The following is a 22149-nucleotide window of genomic DNA, read 5'->3' as shown; positions in this document are numbered from 1 at the left end:
CGTTCGCCGCCGCGCGCGCGTGCCGACGCCGATCCTGGTGCCCAGGACCTCGGGGGGACCGACCGACCGATTCGGCCGTCGCCCGGCGGCACGTCCGCCGGCGACTGCCGGCTTTCGACGAAGGAGCTCGAGCGTGGCGGCATTGGCGCGATGGTGTTATCGGCACCGGCTGGTGGTCCTGTTGCTGTGGGTGGGGGCGCTGTTCGGCCTGGGCTTCACGTCCTCGACGGCGGGCACGGACTACGCGAACGTCTTCTCCCTCCCGAACACGGACTCCAAGAAGGCGTACGACCTGATGGAGAAGGCGTTCCCCGCGCGCGCGGGAGACACCGACACCGTGGTGTGGAAGGTCGACGAGGGTTCGGTCCGCGACCAGGACGTACGGTCCCGGATCCAGCCCGCGCTCGACGAGATGGCGGAGATGGAGGGCGTCGGCGGCGTCGCCGGCCCCTACACCGGACCCGAGGGCGCGGCGCAGATCAGCCGCGACGGGCGGATCGCGTACGCCCAGGTCACCTTCACCGACCAGGCGAACGCCGTCCCGAAGGAACTCGTCGAGGACGTCGTCGACGCCGCGCGGGGCGCCGAACGCGACGGTCTGGACGTCGAGTTGGGCGGCCAGGCGATCCAGCGGGTGCAGGAGCCGCCCACCGGCCTGGCCGAGATGGTCGGCCTGGCGGCCGCCGCGATCGTCCTGTTCCTCGCCTTCGGCTCCCTCTTCGCGATGCTGCTGCCCATCGCCGTGGCGGTCTTCGGCGTGGGGATGGGCCTGTTCGGCACCCAGCTCCTCAGCCACGTCACCGACATCCCCGACCTGGCCCCGCTGCTGGCCTCCCTGATCGGTCTCGGCGTCGGCATCGACTACGCCCTGTTCATCGTCACCCGGCACCGCAAGGGCATCCTGCGGGGCGTCGACCCCGAGGAGTCGGCGGTCACCGCCCTCGACACCTCCGGCCGGGCCGTCCTGTTCGCGGGCGGCACGGTGTGCATCGCGCTCGCCGGGATGCTGGTGACGAACCTGCGCTTCCTCGACGGCGTGGTCATCGGCACCTCCCTGACGGTCGTCCTGAGCGTGCTGGCCGCGACGACGCTGCTCCCCGCGCTGCTGGGCTTCCTGGGCCCGCGCGTGCTCAGCCGCGGGCAGCGGCGCCGGCTCGCCGCCGAGGGCCCGGAGGAGGAGAGGGCGAGCGGTCCGGCGGCCCGCTGGTCGACGGGTGTGCAGCGCCGGCCCCGTACGGTCGCCGCGCTCGCCCTGGCCGTCATGGCCGTGCTCGCCCTGCCCGTGCTCTCGCTGCGCCTCGGCGCCACCGACCAGGGCAACGACGACACCACGACGACCACCCGGCAGGCCTACGACCTGCTCGCCGAGGGCTTCGGACCGGGCTTCAACGGTCCCCTCCAGGTGGTCGTGTCGGACGGCGACACCGCGGCCCTGGTCAGGGGCATCGAGGACACCTCGGGCGTCGCCCGGGTCGCCGCGCTGCCGCCCGCCCGAGGCGTCACCGTCATCCAGGTGATCCCCACGACCTCACCCCAGTCCGAGGAGACGGACTCCCTCATCGACCGCCTGCGCGAGGACGTCATCCCGCAGGCCGGCGCCGAGGCGCACGTGGGCGGAGTCACCGCCGTCTCCAAGGACTTCGCGACCGTCACCGGCGACCGCCTGCCCCTGTTCGTCGGGACGATCATCGGCCTGGGCTTCCTGCTGCTCCTGGTCGCCTTCCGCTCCCTGGTGGTGCCGCTGACGGCCGCCGTGATGAACCTGATCGCGGCGGCGGCCTCCTTCGGCGTCCTCGTCGCGATCTTCCAGTGGGGTTGGGGGCTGGACCTGCTCGGCCTCGGCGGGGAGGGCCCGATCAACGCCTTCCTGCCGGTCATCATGCTCTCGCTGCTCTTCGGCCTGTCGATGGACTACCAGGTGTTCCTGGTCAGCCGCATGCACGAGGAGTGGGTGCACACCCGGGACAACGCGCGAGCGGTCCGGGTGGGCCTGGCGGAGACGAGCAGGGTCATCAACAGCGCGGCCCTGATCATGGTCTGCGTCTTCCTGGCGTTCGTCCTCAGCGGCGACTCGGGCGCGGCGATGGCGGGCGTGGGCCTGGCGGCGGCGGTCGCCCTGGACGCCTTCATCCTCCGTACGGCCCTGGTCCCGGCCGCGATGCACCTGCTCGGCACCTCCAACTGGTGGCTGCCGGCCTGGCTGGAGAAGCGGCTGCCGCATCTGGCGGTGGAGCCGAAGGAGGAGGCCGGGGCACCGGCGGAGCGGGGCGGCCCGGCCTCGGTGGTCCACGGCTTCGTGCGCGACCCGTCCGGCGACCCCGTCGAGGGCGCGGCGGTCACCCTGATGTCCACGGGCGGCCGCCGGCTGGACCGCGTCACCTCGATCGCCGACGGCTCCTACATCCTCTCGGTCCCGGCACCGGGCACGTACCTGCTGGCCACCACGGCACCCGCGTACGCCTCCCGCGCACGGCAGGTGCGGGTCGCGGACGAGCCGCTGGTCCACGACGTGGAGCTGACGCAGCTCTCGGGGGACGAGGTGGACGCGGTCAACTAGCCCGCGGAGCCCCGGCCGTCGGCATCCCGGCCGTCGGCATCCCGGCCCTCGCGATCCCGGCCCTCGGGATCCCCACCCTCGGACTCCTCTCCGGCGGCCTCCCCGGGCCGGTCCGCCGGACCCGGCGCGCGCTTCCTCCCGGCCGGGTCCGGCAGGGCCCTCGTCATGCCGGGCAGGAAGTCCGTGAACAGCTCGTGCACCTCGTGGACGAGGGGGCGCAGCACCCGGAAGCGGGACAGCGCAACCCCCCGCGCGGTCAGACGCGCGCCCCGCTCGGCGAGCCGGTAGCTGCGCTCGCGGCCCTCGGTACGGTCGAAGATCCAGTACAGGACGAGCCCCATCTGGGAGAGCCACATCAACTCGGGCAGCACCTCCCGCAACTCCTCCGGGACCTTCGCCCTGGAACCGGCCAGCACCTCCCGGTGGACGCCGATCGCCTCCACGCGCGCGTGCTCCGACTCGGGGGAGAAGGGGCTGAGCGGGCTGTCCGGGTCGGCGGCGTTCTTGAAGAACTGCACCGCGAACTCGTGGTACGGCGTGGCCACGTCCAGCCATGTCCGCAGCACGCCCGCCAGCCGCGCCTCCAGGTTCGTCTCCCGCGCCAGCACCTCCCGGACCGCCTCCCGGTGCTCGGCGGCGAGCCGGTCGTAGAAGCCCTGGATCAGGTGCTCCTTGCCGGCGAAGTAGTAGTACGCGTTGCCGACGGAGACCCCGGCCTCCTGGGCGATGGCCCGCATCGTCGTCCTGTCGTACCCGCGCTCCTGGAACAGCCGCATGGCCGTCTCCAGGATCAGCGCCCGGGTCTGCTCGGACTTGGACCGTGCGGCGGCCCCGGGGGACTCGGGCGGGGGAGCGGCCTCGGCGGGGCCGTCGTTGTTCGCGGACACGGGACCAGAGCCTAACCAGTGGCGCAGGCGTCGCCGTCACACGCGGGCGGGGTGTGGCTCCAGCCCCGCGCCGGGGTGTACGACCATCCGTCGGCGCCGCGGTACGTGCCTCCGCCCCACCGCGCGTCCTGTCCCCGGCCTCCGTGCCACCGCGCCCCGCGCCATTTGGCGGCGGCGAGGACGGCGCCCTTGGCGAGCGGTGCGCCGGCGGGGGTGCTCAGACGGTGGGCGAGGGGGCGGTGTTCGCGCAGGGCCCACAGGGTGACGATCCAGGCGGCCGTGGAGCGGTACACCTGGCCGGCGTCGCCGACGACGGTGATCTCGTCGAGGGTGGCGCGGTGGTCGAGGCCGGGGAAGCGGGCGGCCGCCTCGGCGGATCCCGCCGGGACCAGGTCCAGGGGCACCAGCTGCGGCTGGCGGCACAGCCAGTCGCGCAGGAAGGCGCACAGGGAGCAGTCGGCGTCGTAGAGGACGGTGAGCCGGCGGACCGGGACGCGGGCGGCGTCCCGGTCGTCGGCGGCCTCGGCCCCCGGGGTGACGTCCAAGACGCTCACGCCCCGGCCGTCGGGGCGGCCCAGCCCTGCGGGGCGACCGGCGGGACCTGCTCCCGCTCCATGACCCCGCGCCGCCGGATGCGGTTGAGCACGTACACGTTGCCCAGGTGCATCACGCCGAGCACCAGCAGCACCACGCCCAGCTTGGCCGACAGGGCCTCGAAGACGCCCCGGGTGTCCTGGATCGTCTCGTCCCCGCTCAGGTACAGCGCGACGAAGCCGAGGTTGACGAGGTAGAAGCCGACCACCAGGAGGTGGTTGACGGCGTCGGCGAGCTTCTCGTTCCCGTGCAGCACGTCGGCGAGGAAGACCCGTCCGTTGCGGCTGAGGGTCCGGGCCACCCAGACGGTCAGTCCGATGCTGACGGCCAGGTAGATGACGTAGGCGATGACCGTGCGGTCCATGTTCCCACCCCTTCTGAACACGTTCAAAAACGCTGTCGTGAGAGACTCTAGACCTGTTTTTGAACGTGTTCAACCGCCCTGCGTCATCCGCTGAGCCGGATCACCCGGCACCCCGGGCCGGGCATCCGGAGCCCGCCGCCCGCGCCCGCCCCAGCTCCGGCCGCTTGGAGTAGTCCGTGAACCCCAGGACGTTCCCCCAGGGGTCGGCGACCTCGACGGTCCACCCGGTGGCGACGGAGAACGGCTCGTCGAGCGGCGGAACGCCGGCGGCCGCCAGCCGCCGGGCCGTCGCCCGCGCGTCCGACACCTCCAGCCAGACGCGCGGAGACGTCCACGGCGGCGGCTGGCGCCCCAGCGCCTCCTCCTCCCGCAGCAGGATCCCGGGCGTCTCGCCGCCGACCTTCAGCAGCGCGATCCCGCCCTCGTCGAACCGGAACGCCACCGCGAACCCGGCCCGTTCGTAGAACCCGACGGCCTCGCGGAGGTCCCCGACGGGCAGCAGCACGTTGTCGAACCCGAGCAGCTCGTAGGACAACTGGTCATCTGACATACCGTCAGAATAGGTGCCCGGTGGTCGCCCGGCCGTGATTGCCGGTCCCGCCCTCCACTGTCGTCGGCAGGGGACTCGTGCCCTGCGCCGGCGGGTGCGCGCTGACGCGTACGCCGCGGTCGGAAGCCCACGAGCCGGACGCCAACCGCCTGTTCGACCCGCACAACGCCACCGCCCTGCGCGGCCTCGCCCGGCTGCTCGACCTCCTCCCGCCGGACCCGGAGCCCCACCGCGCCCTCTGAGCCCTGGCCGACACCTCCCTCACCGGGGTCCCCGGCCACAGCCCCCGCGGCCGCGAGGTGGCCAACGCGGCCGCGCCCGCCCTCACCCGGTCGGCGGAACCCGGTCCGACCGGCCCCTGACTTCTCCGGCACCGGATTCTTCGGGCAAGATGACCTGAACTCATGTGTGTGTCCCATCCGATCATCTGGCCTCGGGGAGAGAAGTCACCGTGTCCGAACAGCCGCAGCAGCCGCAGCAGCCCCCTCAGCCGGGGTACGGGTATCCGAACGCCGGGCAAGGGGGGCCATACGCGGGCGGCCAGGCCGGCCCCTACGGCTATCCCCAGGACGGCTACCAGCAGCAGCAGGCCTACCCGCAGCCCGGTTACCAGCAGGCCGGCTACCCGCCCCCCGGTTACGGCGGGGACCCCAACGCGCCCTACGGCTACGACCCCTACGGACGTCCCTACTCCGACAAGTCGAAGATCGTCGCCGGTATCCTCCAGCTCTTCCTGGGCACCTTCGGCGTCGGCCGGTTCTACATCGGCAACGTCGGGATGGGCCTGGCCCAGCTGTTCACCTGCGGTGGGCTCGGGTTCTGGGCGCTCATCGACGGCATCATCCTGCTGACGAGCAACGACAAGACGGACGCGCAGGGGCGGATCCTGCGTGGCTGACGTGGTGGGCGGGGAGCGGACGTCCCCGCTCCGGCACCCGGCGGCGGCACCCCTCGCGGTGCTCGCCGCCGGCACGGCCGGCTCCGCCTACCTGTACGTCACCGACCCCCACGAGCCCGGACACCTGCTGCCCCAGTGCCCGTTCCGGTTCGTCACCGGCCTGCTCTGCCCCGCCTGCGGCGGCACCCGCATGGCCTACGACCTGATGCACGGTCACTTCTCCCAGGCCTGGCTCGACAACCGCGCCCTGCTGCTCGCCTCGCCGTTCGCGCTCGCCCTGTTGGGGCGGTGGATGTGGGAGGGGCTGCACGGGCGGAGCTGGCGGCCCCGGCTCGGCCGGCCGGCCCAGGCCCTGATCCTCGGCCTCGCCGTCACCTGGACCGTCGTACGCAACCTGCATTAGGGCCTGTCGTTGCATCACGAGACGCCGCAGGCTCCAGCTCTTTACGCTCGTCCGAAACGGTCCTTGCCGTGGCGGGATTTGATCACGGAATAGGAACGATCGTTCGCCCCTACTCCCTTTCTTCCCCCTGCCCTCTCTAGGCTCACAGCCCACAGGGGGGACGTTCCGGCATGTCCATGCACGGCCGGCGTACGTGAGCTTCTCGTCGTATCCCTCCTGGACTCCCCATTCGAAGTCATTCAGGAGCAGTTCACATGACCGTCCCCACCCCTGAGGCCCCCTACGGCGTCGACCCGCTGGGCCGTCCCTACTCCGACAAGTCGAAGATCGTCGCGGGTATCCTCCAGCTCTTCCTGGGCACCCTCGGCATCGGCCGCTTCTACGTCGGTTCCGTCGGCGTGGGTGTCGCCCAGCTCCTCACCTGCGGTGGCCTCGGCGTCTGGGCGCTGATCGACGGCATCCTGTTCCTCACCAGCAACGACCGCACCGACAAGCAGGGCCGCGTCCTGCGCGGCTGACGGCGTAGCGCCCACACGGCGAGGGCCCCACTCCCGACCGGGAGCGGGGCCCTCGCCGTTGGCGGGTCCGCAGACCTCAGAAGCGGCGCGTGATCAGCGCCCGCTTGACCTCCTGGATCGCCTTCGTGACCTCGATACCGCGCGGGCAGGCGTCCGTGCAGTTGAAGGTCGTGCGGCAACGCCACACGCCGTCGCGGTCGTTCAGGATCTCCAGGCGCTGCTCGCCGGCCTCGTCACGCGAGTCGAAGATGAAGCGGTGCGCGTTGACGATGGCCGCCGGGCCGAAGTACTGGCCGTCGTTCCAGAAGACCGGGCACGAGGACGTGCACGCGGCGCACAGGATGCACTTCGTCGTGTCGTCGAAGCGCTCGCGGTCCTCCGCCGACTGCAGACGCTCACGCGTCGGCTCGTTGGTGTCCTTCGTGATGAGGAAGGGCATGACGTCGCGGTACGCCTGGAAGAACGGCTCCATGTCGACCACGAGGTCCTTCAGGACCGTGAGGCCCTTGATGGGCTCGACCGTGATCGGCTTCTCGGGGTTGATGTCCTTGATCAGCGTCTTGCAGGCGAGGCGGTTCTTGCCGTTGATCCGCATCGCGTCGGAGCCGCAGATGCCGTGGGCGCAGGAGCGGCGGAAGGTGAGCGTGCCGTCGACGTCCCACTTGATCTTGTGGAGACCGTCGAGGACGCGCTCCTTGGGGTCGATCTCCAGCTGGAAGTCTTCCCAGGTCGCCTCCGCCGAGACCTCCGGGTTGAACCGGCGGACGCGGAAGGTGACCGTGATGTACGGGGAGGCCGCGGACTGCGCCTCGGCCTTGTCCAGAACGGGGGTTGCCATCAGTACTTACGCTCCATCGGCTGGTAGCGGGTCTGGACGACCGGCTTGTAGTCGAGGCGGACGGTCTCGGTGCCGTCGTCGCCGACCTCGCGGTACGCCATGGTGTGGCGCATGAAGTTGACGTCGTCGCGGTTGGGGTAGTCCTCGCGGTAGTGACCGCCGCGGGACTCCTTGCGGGCGAGCGCGGACACGGCCATGACCTCGGCCAGGTCGAGCAGGTTGCCCAGCTCGATGGCCTCCAGCAGGTCGGTGTTGAACCGCTTGCCCTTGTCCTGGATCGACACGTTCCGGTAGCGCTCGCGCAGCTCGGCGATCTTCTCGACGGCCGTCTTGATCGTCTGCTCGGTGCGGAACACCATGACGTTCGCGTCCATGGTCTCCTGGAGCTCGCGACGGAGCGTCGACACCCGCTCGGTCCCCGTCGAGGTGCGCAGCCGCTCGATCTGCTCCACCACGAGCGACGCCGGGTCCTCCGGCAGCTCGACGTAGTCCGCCTTCTGCGAGTAGTCCGCCGCGGCGATGCCCGCCCGCTTGCCGAACACGTTGATGTCCAGCAGCGAGTTGGTGCCCAGACGGTTGGCGCCGTGCACCGACACACAGGCGACCTCGCCGGCCGCGTACAGGCCCGGCACGACCGTGGTGTTGTCGGCGAGCACCTCACCCTCGACGTTCGTCGGGATGCCGCCCATCGCGTAGTGCGCGGTGGGCTGGATCGGGATCGGGTCGGTGTATGGCTCGATGCCCAGGTAGGTGCGCGCGAACTCGGTGATGTCCGGGAGCTTGGCGTCCAGCTGCTCCGGCGGCAGGTGGGTGAGGTCCAGGTAGACGTGGTCGCCCTCGGGACCGCAGCCGCGGCCCTCGCGGATCTCCGTGTAGATGGAGCGGGAGACGACGTCACGGGACGCGAGGTCCTTCATGACCGGCGCGTACTTCTCCATGAAGCGCTCGCCGTCCTTGTTGCGGAGGATGCCGCCCTCACCGCGGGCGCCCTCCGTCAGCAGGATGCCCATGCGCCAGATGCCGGTCGGGTGGAACTGGAAGAACTCCATGTCCTCCAGCGGGATGCCCCGCCGGTACACGGCCGCCTGGCCGTCACCGGTCAGCGTGTGCGCGTTCGACGTCACCTTGAAGAACTTGCCGCAGCCGCCGGACGCGTAGATCACGGCCTTCGCCTGGAAGACGTGGATCTCGCCGGTGGCCAGCTCGTAGGCGACCACACCGGCGGACTTCTTGACGCCGTCCACCTCGGTGATCAGCTGGTCGAGGACGTAGAACTCGTTGAAGAACTCCACGCCCTCCTTGACGCAGTTCTGGTACAGCGTCTGGAGGATCATGTGGCCGGTGCGGTCGGCCGCGTAGCAGGAGCGGCGGACCGGGGCCTCGCCGTGGTTGCGGCTGTGACCGCCGAAGCGGCGCTGGTCGATGGTGCCGTTCGGGGTCCGGTTGAACGGCAGGCCCATCTTCTCCAGGTCGAGGACGGAGTCGATGGCCTCCTTCGCCAGGATCTCGGCGGCGTCCTGGTCGACCAGGTAGTCACCGCCCTTGACCGTGTCGAAGGTGTGCCACTCCCAGTTGTCCTCCTCCACGTTGGCCAGCGCGGCGGCCATGCCGCCCTGCGCGGCGCCCGTGTGGGAGCGGGTGGGGTAGAGCTTGGTCAGCACCGCGGTGCGGCTGCGCTTCGTCGACTCGATGGCCGCGCGCATACCGGCGCCACCGGCGCCGACGATGACGGTGTCGTACTTGTGGATCTTCATGATTCTCGCAGCCCCGTGCCTAGCGGATGTTCGGGTCGAAGGTGAAGATCACCAGCGTGCCCAGCAGGATGGTGAACACCGTGGCGGTGTAGAGCAGGCCCTTGAGCCAGAGCCGGGTGTTCGCGCGCTCCGCGTAGTCGTTGATGACCGTGCGCAGGCCGTTGGCGCCGTGCAGCATGGCGAGCCACAGCATCATCAGGTCCCAGACCTGCCAGAACGGGGAAGCCCAGCGGCCGGCCACGAAGGCGAAGCCGATCTTGGAGACACCGCCGTCCAGGACGAGCTGGATCAGCAGGTGGCCGATGACCAGGACGACCAGCACGATGCCGGACAGGCGCATGAACAGCCAGGCGGCCATCTCGAAGTTGCCCCGGGTCGACTTCGGGGACTTCTTGGTGCGCTTGCGCGGGGCCTCGATCAGGGGCGCCGGGTTGTCGACGTTGTAGACGGAACCGCCCTCGACGGGGCCGATCCCGGACGCGGTGGTTTCAGTGGTGGCCATCTGTCTCAGCTCCCGAACACTTCACGAGCGGCGTGGCCGAGTACGGGGTAGATCGCCCCGAGCATCAGCACGACCCAGATGCCGGCCACGGCCCAGAACATCTGCTTCTGGTAGCGCGGGCCCTGCGACCAGAAGTCGACGGCGATGACCCGCAGGCCGTTGAGCGCGTGGAAGAGGATGGCGGCGACGAGGCCGTACTCCAGCACGGCGACGATCGGGGTCTTGTACGTGGCTACGACCTTGTCGTAGTCCTCGGGGGAGACACGCACGAGTGCGGTGTCCAGCACGTGTACGAACAGGAAGAAGAAGATGAGGACGCCGGTGACTCGGTGAGCCACCCAGGACCACATTCCTTCCCGGCCGCGGTACAGCGTTCCAGCCGGCACGGAAGAACCCTCCGGGAGCGGGGATTGGGGCCTGCCGGCTTCGGTGTCGGACGGGCCCGGCCGGGTACGGTCCACCGGCCCCCAGCATCGTAGCGACGCGCCGCCGCCCGGCTGAGCGGGGGTCTCCCGGTGTGATCAAAGTGGCACGCGTTTGGGCGAGCGTCCGCGGCGTCTGCGGCGGTTTGTTGTGTTATCGGCCCTCGGTGGGCTCGTTGTGGCTGGTCACGCCCACGCGGCGGGAGCCGCACGGGCCATTACGGTGCCGCGCCCCGGAGGAAGTCGACCAACCGTCCTCTCGCGAGGCGCCGGAGTTCCTCCGCCGCCACCTCGCGCTCCCTCTCCGGATCGTTCGTCAATCGTGACCGGATGGCTTCGAGGAGGTGGTCGAGGGTTTCCTCGGGCGGGGTGTCGCCCAGGTAGAGGACGAAGGCGTGGCCGAAGCGGGCCTCGTAGGCGGCGTGGGCGGCGTCCAGGGCCATGTGGGCCGCCTCGTAGGTGTCCTCGGGGAGGGCGGGGAGGGACTCGCCGCTCAGGGCCTCTGCCAGGTCGCCCGGTGCCAGGTCGTACGCCGCCTCGTCGGACGCGGCCAGGAGGGCGTCGCGGGTGGGGTAGGGGCGGTGTGCGGTGATGCGGTGGGCCCAGTAGGGGCTCTGGAGGCAGGTGAGGAGGGCACGGTGCGCCTCGTCGGCGGGTGCGGTGTTGAACGCCTCCAGCAGGTTCCCGGTCGGAGCGGTCCGGGTCTGCTCCGGGAGCGTCGGTATGGCGACTCGGCCGGAGAGGGGGGAGAGACGGTGCGCAGGCAGCGTGAAATCCTCGCGTCACGTGTGGTGTGGCAGGGGATGCAAAGTGAAAGGTGTGGGCGACACGTTATCGAGAGTGGTCATGAGGTGTCCGACGGTTGCCCGAATTTCACTCGAAGGAGAGAGTTTCGGACGTTGCGGTGGACCCCTTCCGCGCGCTTCGATCGCGCCCAGGTCGTAGGTTGGCGGGGTGAGCAGGCACAGGCACCGGCGCCGGGCGCCGGAGAGGAACCCGCAGCGAAAGGTGGTGCGGCGGGCCCTGCTGTCCGGCGGTCTCGTCGTCGTTCTCGGCGCGGGAGTCGGGGTGTGGGCGTCCGGGGACGACGGGGCGCCGGCGGGGTCGGCGGCCCAGCAGACCAGCGCGGTGGCCAGTCCCACGCCCAGCCGGTCGTACGCCCTCTCGCAGACTCCGCGGACCATCCCCGCCGTCCGGGCCCACACCCCCGCCCGTGGCCCCGGGTGGCAGCCGGCCGCCGGGTACCGGGTGGTGGTGAGCGACACCGATCTCGCCGACGAGGGGCGGCTGATCGCCGGTGAGCTGGGGATGACGTACGCGGGCGAGAAGGACGACGTACGGGCCGGGGACCTGAGGCTGGCGCTCAACGACGACGAGGGCGCCGATCCGGAGTCGTACACCATGACCGTGCGCGGCGGGCGGGTGACCGTCAGCGGGCCGTCCGACGCGGGGGTGTTCTACGGGACCCGCACGCTCAAGCAGGAGGTGCGTGGCGGGGGAACGGCGCCCGAGGGCGTCGTGCGGGACGAGCCGGCCAAGCCGCAGCGCGGGTTCATGCTGGACATCGCGCGCAAGCACTTCACGGCCGACTGGATCGAGGACCGGATACGGGAACTCGGGGACCTGAAGTTCAACCAGCTCGGGCTGCACTTCTCCGACGACCAGGCCTTCCGGATCGAGTCCGACACCCACCCGGAGATCGTCTCCCGGCAGCACCTGACCAAGGCGGAGGTGAAGGGGATCGTCGAGCTGGCGGCCGGCCGGCACATCACCGTCGTGCCGGAGATCGACTCACCGGGGCACCTCGGCGCCGTGCTCGCCGCCCACCCCGATCTCCAGCTGCGCAACACCCGGGGCGTCGCGGCGCGCGGGGCCATCGACATCTCCAAGGACGCCTCCGGGGCCCTCCTGGACGACCTGCTGGACGAGTTCGCCGAGCTGTTCCCCGGCGGTCAGTGGCATCTCGGCGGCGACGAGTACCAGGCCCTGACGGTGTCCGACCCGGCCGCCTCCTACCCGCAGCTCGCCACCGCCGCGCAGGACGCCTACGGCTCCGGCGCCACCGTCGCCGACCTCGCCACCGGCTGGCTCAACGACCGCGCCGACACCGTCCGCGCCCACGACCGCACGATGCGCGCCTGGAACGACGGCTTCTTCCGGGGGACGTCGGTGCGGCCCGCCGACGACCTGGTCGTCGCCTACTGGACGGGCAAGGAGATCGGCGCGCGGAAACCGGTGGAGTACCTGAGCGAGGGCCGCAAGGTGCTCAACTACAACGACGAGTACCTGTACTACGTCCTCGGCCAGCCGCAGACCTTCGTCTACCCGACCGGCGAGCGCATCTACGAGCAGTGGACCCCGCGGGTCCTGCGCGGCACGACCGCCGTCCCGGCGCGGTACGACGACCAGATCCTCGGCGGGTCCCTCGCGGTCTGGTGCGACCTCGCGAACTCCCAGACCCAGGACCAGGTCGCGGCCGGCGTCCGGATGCCGCTGCGGGCGACCGCGCAGAAGCTGTGGGACCCGCGGCAGCCGTCGCTGTCCTGGCCGCAGTTCAAGGCGCTGGCGGGCCGGCTGGGCTGAGCCGGCCCCGGCGGAACGCGATGGACGCCCGGGCTCGGTGAACCGTACGTTCCGGCGGCCGCGAGCGCCGCGGGACGGCCGGCGGACCACGCACACCGGGGGACTCGGGCCCGGCCGCGCTCACCCGTCGGGCTCGGGCGGGCCGCCGTGGCGGGCCTCGGCTCACCCGGCCGACGGCGTCCTGGATCTCCCGTGCACCTCCCGCGCACTCTCGGCGTCCCGGTGCTGGACGTATCGTGCCGTGGAGCACGTCGGCGCGGTCGGCGCGGTCGGCGTGGTCCGTGAGCGGCTCGCGGTAGCGCCCCCGGGGAGGTCGCCCGTCACGTCGGACCTGACGTGTTCGCGGACGCCCTCGAACTGGGCGCGGCCGTGCCGGCCGTCCTCGTCGTCGTGCGGCTGACCCGGACGCAGCACGAGAAGGCATTCCTGGGGCCCGGGCCGGCCGAGTCCCCGGTTGGCTGAAAACACCTACCTCGTCGCCTGCTGTGACACTCCCGCGCTGTCGCACGCAGTAAGGGGAAGTGCGGGCTCCGTAAGGATGGCGCCCCGGACAGGGAGGCGTGAATGAGCCTGGTGGACCTCATCGCCAAGGCCGACGAACGCGGACTGGCCGCGAGCGGACTGGCTTGTTTGGATCGGTGCGTGCCCCTCCTCGGCGGCGACGACGAGATCCTGCGCCCGCTGTGGGGGAACCTCACGGACGGCTCCGACGCGGCCGCCTGGGGCGATCTGCTGGAGCAGGTGCGCGGCAAGCTGGAGTCCGCCGACGAAGGGGACGACGAGGCCGTCGCACTGGCCCGGCGGATGCTCGAGGCGGCCCCCGCAGAGCGGTCCGCCGCCGGGATACGGGTCTGGGCCGACGCCTGCTCGGTCGCCTCGCTCCAGATCCACCGGCTCCTCGACCCCGCCGACGACCCCTCCCCGCTCGACTCCCGCCGCGCCGGCCGCACCGAGGGCATGCCGCCGCTCGTCGCCGCCGAGCTGCGCCGTCAGGTCACCGTCCTCGAGGTCCTCGCCGGACACGGCGCGGGCGGGCTGCGCCGGGCCCTGGAGGTGTCCACGGAGGGGCGGCGGGTCCTGCGGGCGGTGGTGTCGCGGCGGGCCCGCGGACGGAAGTGACCGGTCGGCTCAGGTGAGCAGCCACTTCACCACCGCGTCCCCGTACCGCGCGGTCGTCGTGTAGAAGGCCGTCAGGTCCCGGTGGGCACAGGCGAAGGCGTCCCGGGCCCGGGGCTCCTCGGCGGAGCCGCCGTAGCGGGGGAGCAGCTCGGCGCAGGCCGGAGCCCACAGTTCGTCGAAGTCGGCCGCCGCCAGGAACGCGGCGACCCGGGCCGTCTGGCCTGCCGTGAGCAGCAGGAACGGCGGCTGCTTCGGCCCGGTGGCGTGCACCCGGTGACCGCCGAGGACGACATGGGCGCCGGGGCCCGCGTCGACGCGCTCCGGCGGAGCGTCGGCGTACAGGATCTGGTGGTCCCCGTAGCGGTCGTCCAGGACCTCCTCGCGGTGCCGGTCGATCCGGTGGCGCAGGGTGTCCTCGTCGCCGTCGAAGAGTCTTCGCAGCCAGGTCGTGCTGTTGCGCAGCGCCGGGGGCGGTACGGCGCGGAGGTGGAGGTACGCGCTCATCACTGGGGGAGCGCACGCGAGGCCGGAAGTGTCACTCCTGTGACCGGGCTGCGGGGGACCTGGGGCGGTCCTGCGCCGGTCCTGAGGACCCCCGGAACGAGGGTGATGGATGCAGGACGGACGGCGCTTTCCCCTATGTGACCAGTGCGACGACTCGGCAGACCACCCAGCCACCAGGCCGGCCCCAGGCCGCCGCGAAACCCGTGCGGTGGGCGGCGGACGCCGTGGCCACGCTGCGCGAGGGCGCCCGGCTGCGCCTCGACTACTCGGCGCAGAGCCTGTGGCGCGTCGACCGGCTCATCGACGACCTGCGGCGCGAGGACACACCGTACGCCGCCGTGCAGACCATGCTGCGGGGCCTCGGGGCGTACGCCGGTGAGGTGATCGTCCGGCAGACCGGTGCCGAGTGGTGGGCGACGGGCGGCGACCACTGGATCCGCACCCCCGACGGCCGCCTGTGGGACCCGGTCGACGAGGCCCGCCGCTGCTTCACCGGCCACGGCTCGCTCCGGCTGCTGTGCCGGGACGCGACGGGTCCGGCCCGGCGCTGAGCCGCGGCGCGGCCCCGTCCGGGCCGGGCTGTGACCGGAGACACAAGCGTGACCCGTGATGTTTCCGGCGCGCCGTCCGCTGGGGCAGGCGGGGGGAACTGACTGGCTCGGCGTTCCCCCTGACCTGAGGGAGGGGGACGGACCATGGAAGACGCGGGCGGGATGAGAGCGTGCGCGGCGGCCTTCGTCGCGCGGGTCACCTCGCGCAACCGGCTGCCGCTGGACTACTCCGTCGCCAGCCTGCGCGTCGTCGACTTCCTGGTCGACGGGCTGCGCAAGGGTGGCGCGGACCGGGAGCGGGCGCACGACACGCTGCGCGGACTGGGGGCGTACGTCGGTGAGGTGCTCGTACGCCGGGCGGGCGCGGTCTGGGTGGATCTCGACGACCGGCAGCGGGCCTGGCTCGGCCAGCCCGTCGGCGTACGCATGCCGGACGGGCGGGTCTGGAACCCCCTCGGGAAAGTCGTCAACCGGTTCGAGGCGGGCGGGGCCGACGAGTCCCTGCACACCTTCTACCTGACCCTGCACGGCAGGGCCCGGCGGGCTCCGGCCACCAGGAGGGCGGCGGCCTGACCACGGCGCGCACGAGCGGCGCCGGCACGGTCCCCCGGGGGTGGGCCGCGCCGTCGCCGCCGCTGCCCTGTGACACATCGGTGAGGCATGGCGCTGATGATCGTGGGGGCGTGAACGCGGCCGGAACGCGTGCACCGCACGGGCACGCACCCGCCGAAAACTCCGTACGAACGAGGACAGTCTTGGGCCAGGGAGGGGAACCCCGGCGCGTTCACGCGTACGACGGGGAACTGGGCGCGGCCGTGGCGCGGGCCCAGGACGGCGACGAGGCCGCTTTCGCGGTCGCGTACCGGATCGTGCAACCGGGACTGCTCGGCTATCTGCGCGGGATCGTCGGCGACGACGCCGAGGACGTCGCCTCCGACGCCTGGCTGGAGATCGCCCGGGACCTGGGGCGCTTCAAGGGGGACGGTGCGGGCTTCCGGGGCTGGACGGCGACCATCGCCCGGCACCGGGCCCTGGACCATCTGCGCAGGCTGCGGGTACGGCCCCGGTCGGCGGGGCTCGAACAGGACGTACTCGACCTGCCCGGCCCGCACAGCACCCACGACCAGGCCCTCGAGACGCTCTCCACCGAGCGGGCCCTGGAACTGGTGCGCGAGCTGCCCCGGGACCAGGCCGAGGCGGTGCTGCTGCGGGTCGTGGTCGGACTGGACGGGCCCGCCGCCGCGCGGGTCCTCGGCAAGCGGCCGGGTGCGGTGCGGACCGCCGCCCACCGGGGTCTGAAGCGGCTCGCGCGCCAGCTCGGCGCCGAAGGTGTGACGGATGACGGCCCCCGGACGCTGGGGAGTCGAAATGAACGGTGACGGCCGCAGCCCGTATGGATCAGTGGCGGCGGACGTTTCCGAAGGCAAGAGCATGAGCGAACCGGACAGGCGGACACGGACATGGGTGAACGGATGAGCGACGGCGGGGACCTCGGCCGTCGGCGTGCACACCCTGGTCACACCGCCTCCGGACCGCACGGCGCCTCCGAATCCCACGGACGCCACGCCCCGCACGGCTCGGGTGACGGTGACACGGGCGTGGAGGCGCTCCTCGCGGCCGCCCTGCGCGGCGGCACTCCCGCGGACGCCGACGAGGGCGAACGGCGGGCCGTCGCCGCCTTCCGGGCCGCACGGGACTCCGGCGCGCACCGGGCCGCCCGCACGCGGCGCCGGGACGACTGGCGGCCGCGCGGACAGCGGCACGCCCTGCGTTCGCTGAAGGCCACCCTGTCGGTGCTGGTCGCGAGCCTGACTCTGGGCGGGGTCGCGGTCGCCGCGATCGGCTCCGCCGGATCCTCCCGGGACGACGCCGGCGCACGGCGCCCCGAGCAGTCGGTGAGCGCGCGGGAGAAGGCGGCGGCCGCGCCCTCCTGGACGCCGTCCTCCGCCGCCTCGGCGGACCGGGACCGGCCGCCGACCGCTGAGGACACCGAGGCCCAGTGCCGTGCCTACGAGCAGGTCGACGGCCGGGGCAAGGCGCTGGGCGCGACGGCGTGGCAGCGGCTCGTCGCCGCCGCCGGCGGGGAGAAGAACGTCGCCGCCTACTGCGCGGCCCAGCACGCTCCCGCGTCCCCGTCGCCGCCCGCGTCCCCGTCGCCGGGGAACGGCCAGGGCAAGTCCGGCGACGCGCCCGAGACACCCGGAAGTGGGAACGGGAGCGCGAGCGGGAACGGGAGCGGGACCGGCCAGGAGCAGAACGCCGAGAAGACCCCGAAGGCCAACGGCAAGAATCAGTGAGTGTCGGCCAGGAACCGGTGAACGGTGTTCCGGCCGGTCCACAGCCCTGTGTGAACGGCACTGCGGGAACGGTCATGCGCGGCCGTGACCTGCGCGAACGGACCCCGCTCCGGCTGCCGAGGCAACGGCCGGGGCCGCCACCCCCCACAGGAGAGGCCCCGGCCGTCGCGCGGCACGGGCCGCGCGGCGGCCCGTATTTCCTACAGCGCCGTGAAGGCGTTTTCTGTCACACCCCGCACCCGTCGACCGCCTCACGAGTTAGTTGCATGTTGTACGGACATGGACGAGCGACGGTTTCAGGTCGTAACGTGCCTTTCGCGCCGGACGGCGGAGCGGCTGGACCACCGTGACCTTCAGCGGGCCGCGACCATCTGCGGTCGGTGAAACCGCATCCATCAACCGAGGAACCACGACGTGGGGGACGACGCGGAGCTGACAGCCGCGGTGCTTGCGGCACAGGACGGAGACGAGACCGCGTTCCGGGCTGTGTACCGCTCGGTGCACCCGCGGCTCCTCGGGTATGTCCGCACGCTCGTCGGCGACCTCGATGCCGAGGACGTCGCCTCCGAGGCCTGGTTGCAGATAGCGCGTGACCTGGAGCGGTTCAGCGGCGACGCCGACCGCTTCCGCGGCTGGGCCGCCCGTATCGCCCGCAACCGCGCCCTGGACCACATCCGTATGCGCGGCCGCCGCCCCGCGATCGGCGGCGACGAGACGGAGCTGACCGGCCGGGCCGCCGAGTCCGACACCGCGGGCGAGGCCATCGAGGCGCTCGCCACCGGCCGCACCCTCGACCTCATCGCCCGGCTGCCGCAGGACCAGGCCGAGGCCGTCGTCCTGCGGGTCGTCGTGGGCCTGGACGCCAAGACGGCCGCCGAGACGCTCGGCAAGCGGCCCGGTGCCGTGCGCACGGCCGCGCACCGCGGACTGAAGAAGCTCGCCGAGCTGCTCGGCGACGATCCGGAAACGGCCGGCGTGCTCGACGCACTGCCGCCCCAGCGAGGAGCGCGCTCGCGCGCGGTGACGTCCGCCGGTGTGACGCATGCGTGCGCGCGGACGCAGAAGGACATGTGATGGCCGACGAGCGCTGTGTCTTCCCGGGGGACGGGGAATCTCCCGGCGGTTCCGCCGCAGGCCGCGGTTCCGGTCGTTGGCTGGACCGGATGACGGCGGAGCGTCTGCTGCGGGGAGAGGCACCCGACAACGCTGTCGATCCCGCCCACCGCGACGAGGCCGACCGGCTCGCCCGCACCCTCGGCACCCTCGCCGCGCTCTCCGCCGTGCCCGCCCCGGCGGACGAGGAACTCCCCGGCGAGGCAGCCGCCCTCGCCGCCTTCCGCAAGGCCCGCGCCGAACGCACGTCCGAGCCGACGCCCTCGGCGGACTTCGGCGAGGGGCCCGCCGACGAAACGGCGGCACCGACCGCGTTCCGTGAGTCCGGCGCCGAGTGCGTCGGGCAGGGTGACCGTGTCGAGATTGCCGACGGTGGTGCCGGGTCGGAGACGTTCGCCGCGGCTTCCGAGGCTCTCGCGGGTGAGGCGGACGGGCCGGCGGCGTTCCGTGAGTCCGGCGCCGAGTACGTCGGGCAGGGTGACCGTGTCGAGGGCGCCGACCGTGGCGCTGAGGCGGAGACGGACGTGTTGGTCGCGTTCCGCGAGGTCCGTGCCCAGGGGGAGGCCCGTGCCGAGGGTGAGGGCCGTACCGAGGATGAGGGCCCTGCCGGCGGGGCGGAGGTGTCCGACGGGGCGGGGGTGTCCGACGGGAGCTTGGCCGGGCGCGGTGACGGCGACGGTGGGCTGGTGCGTATCGGGGGGCGGCGTGCGGCGAACGGCCGAGCCCGGCGGCGTCACCCCACCCGCCTGGCCGTGGCCGCCGCGCTGACCGTAGGCATGGTCGGCGGGGTCGCGGCCGCGGCCGGTACCGGGGTCCTGCCGACCCCGTTCGACAGCGCCGAACCGGGACCCGCGGCCTCCGTCTCGGCCACCGCGACGCCCCGATCGAACCATCCGCTCGTCTCGCCCCCACCCGACGCCACTCAGGGCGGCGGCGCGGGGGCGGCGACGCCCGGCGGCTCCGCGAGCGGCACCCCGGCCCCGGACGCCGAGGGGAAGACCAAGGGCACCGACGATCCCGCCGACCGCGGCGGCCGGCCGAGCGGTGTCACCTCGACCTGCCGCGACCTGCGCGACGGCAAGGCGCTGGACGCCGAGCGCCGCAGCACCCTGGAGGGCGCGGCGGGTGGTTCCACGCGGGTGCCGGCGTACTGCGCGCGGGTCCTCGACGCGCCCACCGGCCAGGGTGTCGACACCGGCGGCCTGACCGACGGCGGCACGGGCGAGGGCGGCGGCGAGACGCTGAGCGGCCCGGCCGGCGGCGCGAGCGGCCAGGACCGTCAGGGCGACCAGGGTGACCAGGGCACCGAGGGTGCCGAGGGCAACAAGGGCGGCAAGAGCGACGACGGCGGCAAGGGCGGCACCAAGGACGACAAGGGGGCCGGTTCCGGAGGCACGGCGTCCGGTGCCTCCGGCACGTCCCGCGGCTCCGGCGGTCCGGGCGCCTCCAGCGCCTCCTCCGGCACCGTCCACCGTCAGGGCGGAGGGGTGGGCGCGACGCCCACCCCGACCTACAGCGCCCTCTGACCTGCGGATCTGCAACTCGTCGAAATTTTTTGGCGAGGGGTGTGACGTTTTCGGAGGCCGCGACGCAGTAAGAAGTGAGCCGACTGGTCATCGGCCCTCGCACTGAGCCGGGGTTCCCCCCGTACCCGCGGCTCGTGCACCTGGCGCGGGCGGGGCACGTTCCCCCGGTCCCGCCCGCGCCCCAGACACCTCACCAGGAGACGACGACCTTGTCGCCGTTCCTCACCCGCGCGAACAGCTCCGCGATGGCCGCCTCGTCCCGTACGTTGACACAGCCGTGCGAGGCCCCGGCGTATCCCCGGGCCGCGAAGTCCGACGAGTAGTGCACCGCCTGCCCACCGCTGAAGAACATCGCGTACGGCATCGGCGAGTCATAGAGCGTGGACACGTGATGGCGGGACTTCCAGTAGACGTGGAACACACCCTCCCGCGTGGGCGTGTACTGCGAGCCGAAGCGGACCGCCATCGTCGACACCGTCCGCCCGTCGATCATCCAGCGCAGCGTCCGGCTCGTCTTGTCGATGCACAGCACCCGCCCGGTCAGGCACCGAGGGTCCGGCGCGGCGGCCGGCTGACCGCCCATCGCATACAGCTCCCACTGGCCCGGCTCGCGCGTCATCCCCAGCAGCCGCTCCCAGGTGACCGTGTCCGTCCTCCCGGTCGGCGGCAGCCCCCGCTTGCTCTGGAACCCCTTGACCGCCTGCTCGGTGAGCTCGTCGTACGTCCCCGTCGGCCCGTCGGACAGCCAGGCGACCTGCCGCAGCCGGGCCTGGAGCTCACGGACGTCCCGCCCGGTGTCGCCGCGGGACCACAGAACGGGGGGTGGCTCGGTCGGCTCGGGGGCGGTTGGGGCGGTGCTCGCGGGCTTGCCGTCGACGGGAGCCGTGGAGGCCGCGGGAGCCCTGGGAGGTGTCGTGGGGCTGACGTCGATACGGACGGGCGGCACGGGTGAGTGCCCCTCGCCCCCCGAGCCGGTGGTCCGCACCGTGCAGCCGCACGCCGTCACCAGGGCCGCCGCCCCCGCCACGGCGGCGAGCGATCTTCGCATTGTGGTCATGGCCGAGATGTTCCCCGCGGATGACTCATCGCGAACGGCCGGGCATTGTTGTGACCGGGGCCGCAACCACTCTGTGAGGAAGGTCCCAGCGTGCTCCCCTCCACCGGGTGCACGCCCGCCGCTACAGTCCGTCGAAGGGTCGGTCTGTACTGGCGAGTAACTGGCGAGTAACTCGAGTAATTGCTCAGCGGGAGGCATCACACCATGGCGCGCGAGTCGGAGTCCGGACTGCCCATCGAACCGGTCTACGGGCCTGCCGCTCTGGAGGGCTGGGACCCGGCGGAGAAGCTGGGTGAGCCGGGCGCGTATCCCTTCACCCGGGGCGTGTACCCGTCGATGTACACGGGCCGGCCCTGGACGATGCGCCAGTACGCCGGGTTCGGTACGGCGGTGGAGTCCAACGCCCGTTACCAGCAGCTGATCGCCAACGGCACGATGGGCCTGTCGGTCGCCTTCGACCTGCCCACCCAGATGGGCCACGACTCCGACGCCCCGATCGCGCACGGCGAGGTCGGCAAGGTCGGGGTGGCCATCGACTCCATCGACGACATGCGGGTGCTGTTCGGCGGGATCCCGCTGGACAAGGTCTCCACCTCGATGACGATCAACGCCCCCGCCGCGCTGCTGCTCCTGCTGTACCAACTGGTCGCCGAGGAGCAGGGCGTCGGCGCGGACCGGCTGACCGGCACGATCCAGAACGACGTGCTCAAGGAGTACATCGCCCGCGGCACCTACATCTTCCCGCCCAAGCCCTCGCTGCGGCTGATCGCGGACATCTTCAAGTACTGCCGGGCCGAGATCCCGAAGTGGAACACCATCTCGATCTCCGGCTACCACATGGCCGAGGCCGGTGCCTCGCCCGCGCAGGAGATCGCCTTCACCCTCGCCGACGGCATCGAGTACGTGCGCACGGCGGTCGCGGCCGGCATGGACGTCGACGACTTCGCCCCGCGCCTGTCGTTCTTCTTCGTCGCGCGCACCACGATCCTGGAGGAGGTCGCCAAGTTCCGTGCCGCACGCCGGATCTGGGCGCGGGTGATGCGTGAGGAGTTCGGCGCGAAGAACCCCAAGTCGCTGATGCTGCGCTTCCACACCCAGACCGCCGGGGTGCA

At 72.3% G+C, this 22149-nt stretch carries 26 protein-coding genes; 15 read left to right on the top strand and 11 right to left on the bottom strand.

Annotation, left to right across the window (positions count from 1 at the left end; all coding sequences use genetic code 11):
* Nucleotides 1-142 precede the first annotated feature (142 nt).
* Nucleotides 143-2557, top strand: coding sequence for an MMPL family transporter (locus tag ACF1A1_RS09725; protein ID WP_391999043.1), 2415 nt, complete (start codon nucleotides 143-145; stop codon nucleotides 2555-2557).
* Here ACF1A1_RS09725 and ACF1A1_RS09720 read toward each other — a convergent pair.
* The 4 genes from ACF1A1_RS09720 to ACF1A1_RS09705 all read right to left on the bottom strand — a co-directional run bounded on the left by ACF1A1_RS09720 (nucleotide 2554) and on the right by ACF1A1_RS09705 (nucleotide 4952).
* A complete protein-coding gene (locus ACF1A1_RS09720) occupies nucleotides 2554-3444 on the bottom strand; it encodes a TetR/AcrR family transcriptional regulator (RefSeq protein WP_391647260.1) in 891 nt (296 codons plus the stop codon). The genes ACF1A1_RS09725 and ACF1A1_RS09720 overlap by 4 nt on opposite strands.
* A gap of 11 nt (nucleotides 3445-3455) precedes the next feature.
* On the bottom strand, nucleotides 3456-3998 hold the full coding sequence (locus ACF1A1_RS09715; protein ID WP_391647258.1) for a thiol-disulfide oxidoreductase DCC family protein: 543 nt from the start codon (nucleotides 3996-3998) through the stop codon (nucleotides 3456-3458).
* Nucleotides 3995-4402, bottom strand: coding sequence for a hypothetical protein (locus ACF1A1_RS09710; protein WP_391647256.1), 408 nt, complete (start codon nucleotides 4400-4402; stop codon nucleotides 3995-3997). Before ACF1A1_RS09710 ends, ACF1A1_RS09715 begins: the two co-directional genes overlap by 4 nt.
* Nucleotides 4403-4502: 100 nt before the next feature.
* Entirely contained in the window at nucleotides 4503-4952 is a 450-nt protein-coding gene (locus ACF1A1_RS09705) for a VOC family protein (RefSeq protein ID WP_391647254.1), read from the bottom strand.
* Between the two features lie 77 nt (nucleotides 4953-5029).
* Here ACF1A1_RS09705 and ACF1A1_RS09700 point away from each other — a divergent pair, with 77 nt between their 5' ends.
* The 4 genes from ACF1A1_RS09700 (at nucleotide 5030) to ACF1A1_RS09685 (ending at nucleotide 6771) form a co-directional block, all read left to right on the top strand.
* On the top strand, nucleotides 5030-5194 hold the full coding sequence (locus ACF1A1_RS09700; protein ID WP_391647252.1) for a hypothetical protein: 165 nt from the start codon (nucleotides 5030-5032) through the stop codon (nucleotides 5192-5194).
* Between the two features lie 209 nt (nucleotides 5195-5403).
* On the top strand, nucleotides 5404-5850 hold the full coding sequence (locus ACF1A1_RS09695) for a TM2 domain-containing protein (RefSeq protein ID WP_391647249.1): 447 nt from the start codon (nucleotides 5404-5406) through the stop codon (nucleotides 5848-5850).
* Nucleotides 5843-6253 (top strand): DUF2752 domain-containing protein, encoded by a 411-nt coding sequence (locus ACF1A1_RS09690; RefSeq protein WP_391647248.1) that lies wholly within the window; start codon nucleotides 5843-5845, stop codon nucleotides 6251-6253. The genes ACF1A1_RS09695 and ACF1A1_RS09690 overlap by 8 nt, the downstream gene beginning before the upstream one ends.
* Nucleotides 6254-6507: 254 nt before the next feature.
* Nucleotides 6508-6771 carry a TM2 domain-containing protein gene (locus tag ACF1A1_RS09685; protein ID WP_391647246.1) on the top strand — a complete coding sequence of 88 codons (264 nt, stop codon included), beginning with the start codon at nucleotides 6508-6510 and terminating at the stop codon, nucleotides 6769-6771.
* 76 nt (nucleotides 6772-6847) lie between these two features.
* Here ACF1A1_RS09685 and ACF1A1_RS09680 read toward each other — a convergent pair whose 3' ends face one another.
* From ACF1A1_RS09680 to ACF1A1_RS09660, 5 genes are all read right to left on the bottom strand, one after another.
* Nucleotides 6848-7609, bottom strand: a complete 762-nt coding sequence (locus ACF1A1_RS09680; protein WP_391647244.1) for a succinate dehydrogenase iron-sulfur subunit — start codon at nucleotides 7607-7609, stop codon at nucleotides 6848-6850.
* A complete protein-coding gene (sdhA, locus tag ACF1A1_RS09675) occupies nucleotides 7609-9363 on the bottom strand; it encodes a succinate dehydrogenase flavoprotein subunit (RefSeq protein WP_391647242.1) in 1755 nt (584 codons plus the stop codon). The genes ACF1A1_RS09680 and sdhA overlap by 1 nt, the downstream gene beginning before the upstream one ends.
* A 19-nt stretch (nucleotides 9364-9382) precedes the next feature.
* On the bottom strand, nucleotides 9383-9865 hold the full coding sequence (locus ACF1A1_RS09670; RefSeq protein ID WP_391647240.1) for a succinate dehydrogenase hydrophobic membrane anchor subunit: 483 nt from the start codon (nucleotides 9863-9865) through the stop codon (nucleotides 9383-9385).
* A gap of 5 nt (nucleotides 9866-9870) precedes the next feature.
* The gene (gene sdhC, locus ACF1A1_RS09665; RefSeq protein WP_391647238.1) at nucleotides 9871-10251 is read right to left on the bottom strand and encodes a succinate dehydrogenase, cytochrome b556 subunit; all 381 of its coding nucleotides are present in this window, start codon (nucleotides 10249-10251) and stop codon (nucleotides 9871-9873) included.
* Nucleotides 10252-10505: 254 nt separating this feature from the next.
* On the bottom strand, nucleotides 10506-11012 hold the full coding sequence (locus ACF1A1_RS09660) for a 2-oxo-4-hydroxy-4-carboxy-5-ureidoimidazoline decarboxylase (protein WP_391999042.1): 507 nt from the start codon (nucleotides 11010-11012) through the stop codon (nucleotides 10506-10508).
* 286 nt (nucleotides 11013-11298) lie between these two features.
* Here ACF1A1_RS09660 and ACF1A1_RS09655 point away from each other — a divergent pair, with 286 nt between their 5' ends.
* The 3 genes from ACF1A1_RS09655 (at nucleotide 11299) to ACF1A1_RS09645 (ending at nucleotide 13989) form a co-directional block, all read left to right on the top strand.
* Nucleotides 11299-12870: a glycoside hydrolase family 20 protein gene (locus tag ACF1A1_RS09655; RefSeq protein ID WP_391999041.1), complete on the top strand. Its 1572-nt coding sequence runs from the start codon at nucleotides 11299-11301 to the stop codon at nucleotides 12868-12870.
* 336 nt (nucleotides 12871-13206) lie between these two features.
* The gene (locus ACF1A1_RS09650; protein ID WP_391647235.1) at nucleotides 13207-13332 is read left to right on the top strand and encodes a hypothetical protein; all 126 of its coding nucleotides are present in this window, start codon (nucleotides 13207-13209) and stop codon (nucleotides 13330-13332) included.
* Nucleotides 13333-13434: 102 nt separating this feature from the next.
* Nucleotides 13435-13989 (top strand): hypothetical protein, encoded by a 555-nt coding sequence (locus tag ACF1A1_RS09645; RefSeq protein ID WP_391647233.1) that lies wholly within the window; start codon nucleotides 13435-13437, stop codon nucleotides 13987-13989.
* A gap of 9 nt (nucleotides 13990-13998) precedes the next feature.
* Here ACF1A1_RS09645 and ACF1A1_RS09640 read toward each other — a convergent pair whose 3' ends face one another.
* On the bottom strand, nucleotides 13999-14493 hold the full coding sequence (locus ACF1A1_RS09640) for a DUF1877 family protein (RefSeq protein ID WP_391647231.1): 495 nt from the start codon (nucleotides 14491-14493) through the stop codon (nucleotides 13999-14001).
* A gap of 137 nt (nucleotides 14494-14630) precedes the next feature.
* On the opposite strand from ACF1A1_RS09640, the gene ACF1A1_RS09635 reads away from it, so the two are divergent.
* The 6 genes from ACF1A1_RS09635 (at nucleotide 14631) to ACF1A1_RS09610 (ending at nucleotide 19980) form a co-directional block, all read left to right on the top strand.
* Nucleotides 14631-15044: a hypothetical protein gene (locus tag ACF1A1_RS09635; RefSeq protein ID WP_391647229.1), complete on the top strand. Its 414-nt coding sequence runs from the start codon at nucleotides 14631-14633 to the stop codon at nucleotides 15042-15044.
* Nucleotides 15045-15188: 144 nt separating this feature from the next.
* Nucleotides 15189-15617, top strand: a complete 429-nt coding sequence (locus tag ACF1A1_RS09630; RefSeq protein ID WP_391647228.1) for a hypothetical protein — start codon at nucleotides 15189-15191, stop codon at nucleotides 15615-15617.
* 182 nt (nucleotides 15618-15799) lie between these two features.
* Nucleotides 15800-16423, top strand: a complete 624-nt coding sequence (locus tag ACF1A1_RS09625) for an RNA polymerase sigma factor (RefSeq protein ID WP_391647226.1) — start codon at nucleotides 15800-15802, stop codon at nucleotides 16421-16423.
* An 81-nt stretch (nucleotides 16424-16504) separates the two neighbouring features.
* Nucleotides 16505-17341, top strand: coding sequence for a hypothetical protein (locus ACF1A1_RS09620; protein WP_391647224.1), 837 nt, complete (start codon nucleotides 16505-16507; stop codon nucleotides 17339-17341).
* 414 nt (nucleotides 17342-17755) lie between these two features.
* On the top strand, nucleotides 17756-18415 hold the full coding sequence (locus tag ACF1A1_RS09615) for an RNA polymerase sigma factor (RefSeq protein ID WP_391647222.1): 660 nt from the start codon (nucleotides 17756-17758) through the stop codon (nucleotides 18413-18415).
* 89 nt (nucleotides 18416-18504) lie between these two features.
* Nucleotides 18505-19980 carry a hypothetical protein gene (locus ACF1A1_RS09610; protein ID WP_391647220.1) on the top strand — a complete coding sequence of 492 codons (1476 nt, stop codon included), beginning with the start codon at nucleotides 18505-18507 and terminating at the stop codon, nucleotides 19978-19980.
* Between the two features lie 190 nt (nucleotides 19981-20170).
* Here the strand turns inward: ACF1A1_RS09610 and ACF1A1_RS09605 are convergent, their stop codons facing one another.
* The gene (locus ACF1A1_RS09605) at nucleotides 20171-21028 is read right to left on the bottom strand and encodes a L,D-transpeptidase family protein (protein WP_391999040.1); all 858 of its coding nucleotides are present in this window, start codon (nucleotides 21026-21028) and stop codon (nucleotides 20171-20173) included.
* A gap of 213 nt (nucleotides 21029-21241) precedes the next feature.
* On the opposite strand from ACF1A1_RS09605, the gene ACF1A1_RS09600 reads away from it, so the two are divergent.
* Nucleotides 21242-22149 (top strand): methylmalonyl-CoA mutase family protein (locus tag ACF1A1_RS09600; RefSeq protein ID WP_391647218.1); only part of this gene is annotated, 908 nt, incomplete at its 3' end.

The organism is Streptomyces sp. NPDC014995 (genome assembly GCF_043080745.1).
Lineage (GTDB): Bacteria > Actinomycetota > Actinomycetes > Streptomycetales > Streptomycetaceae > Streptomyces.
Note: the sequence above shows the minus strand (reverse complement) of the source record. Positions and strands in the feature narration are given on the sequence as shown.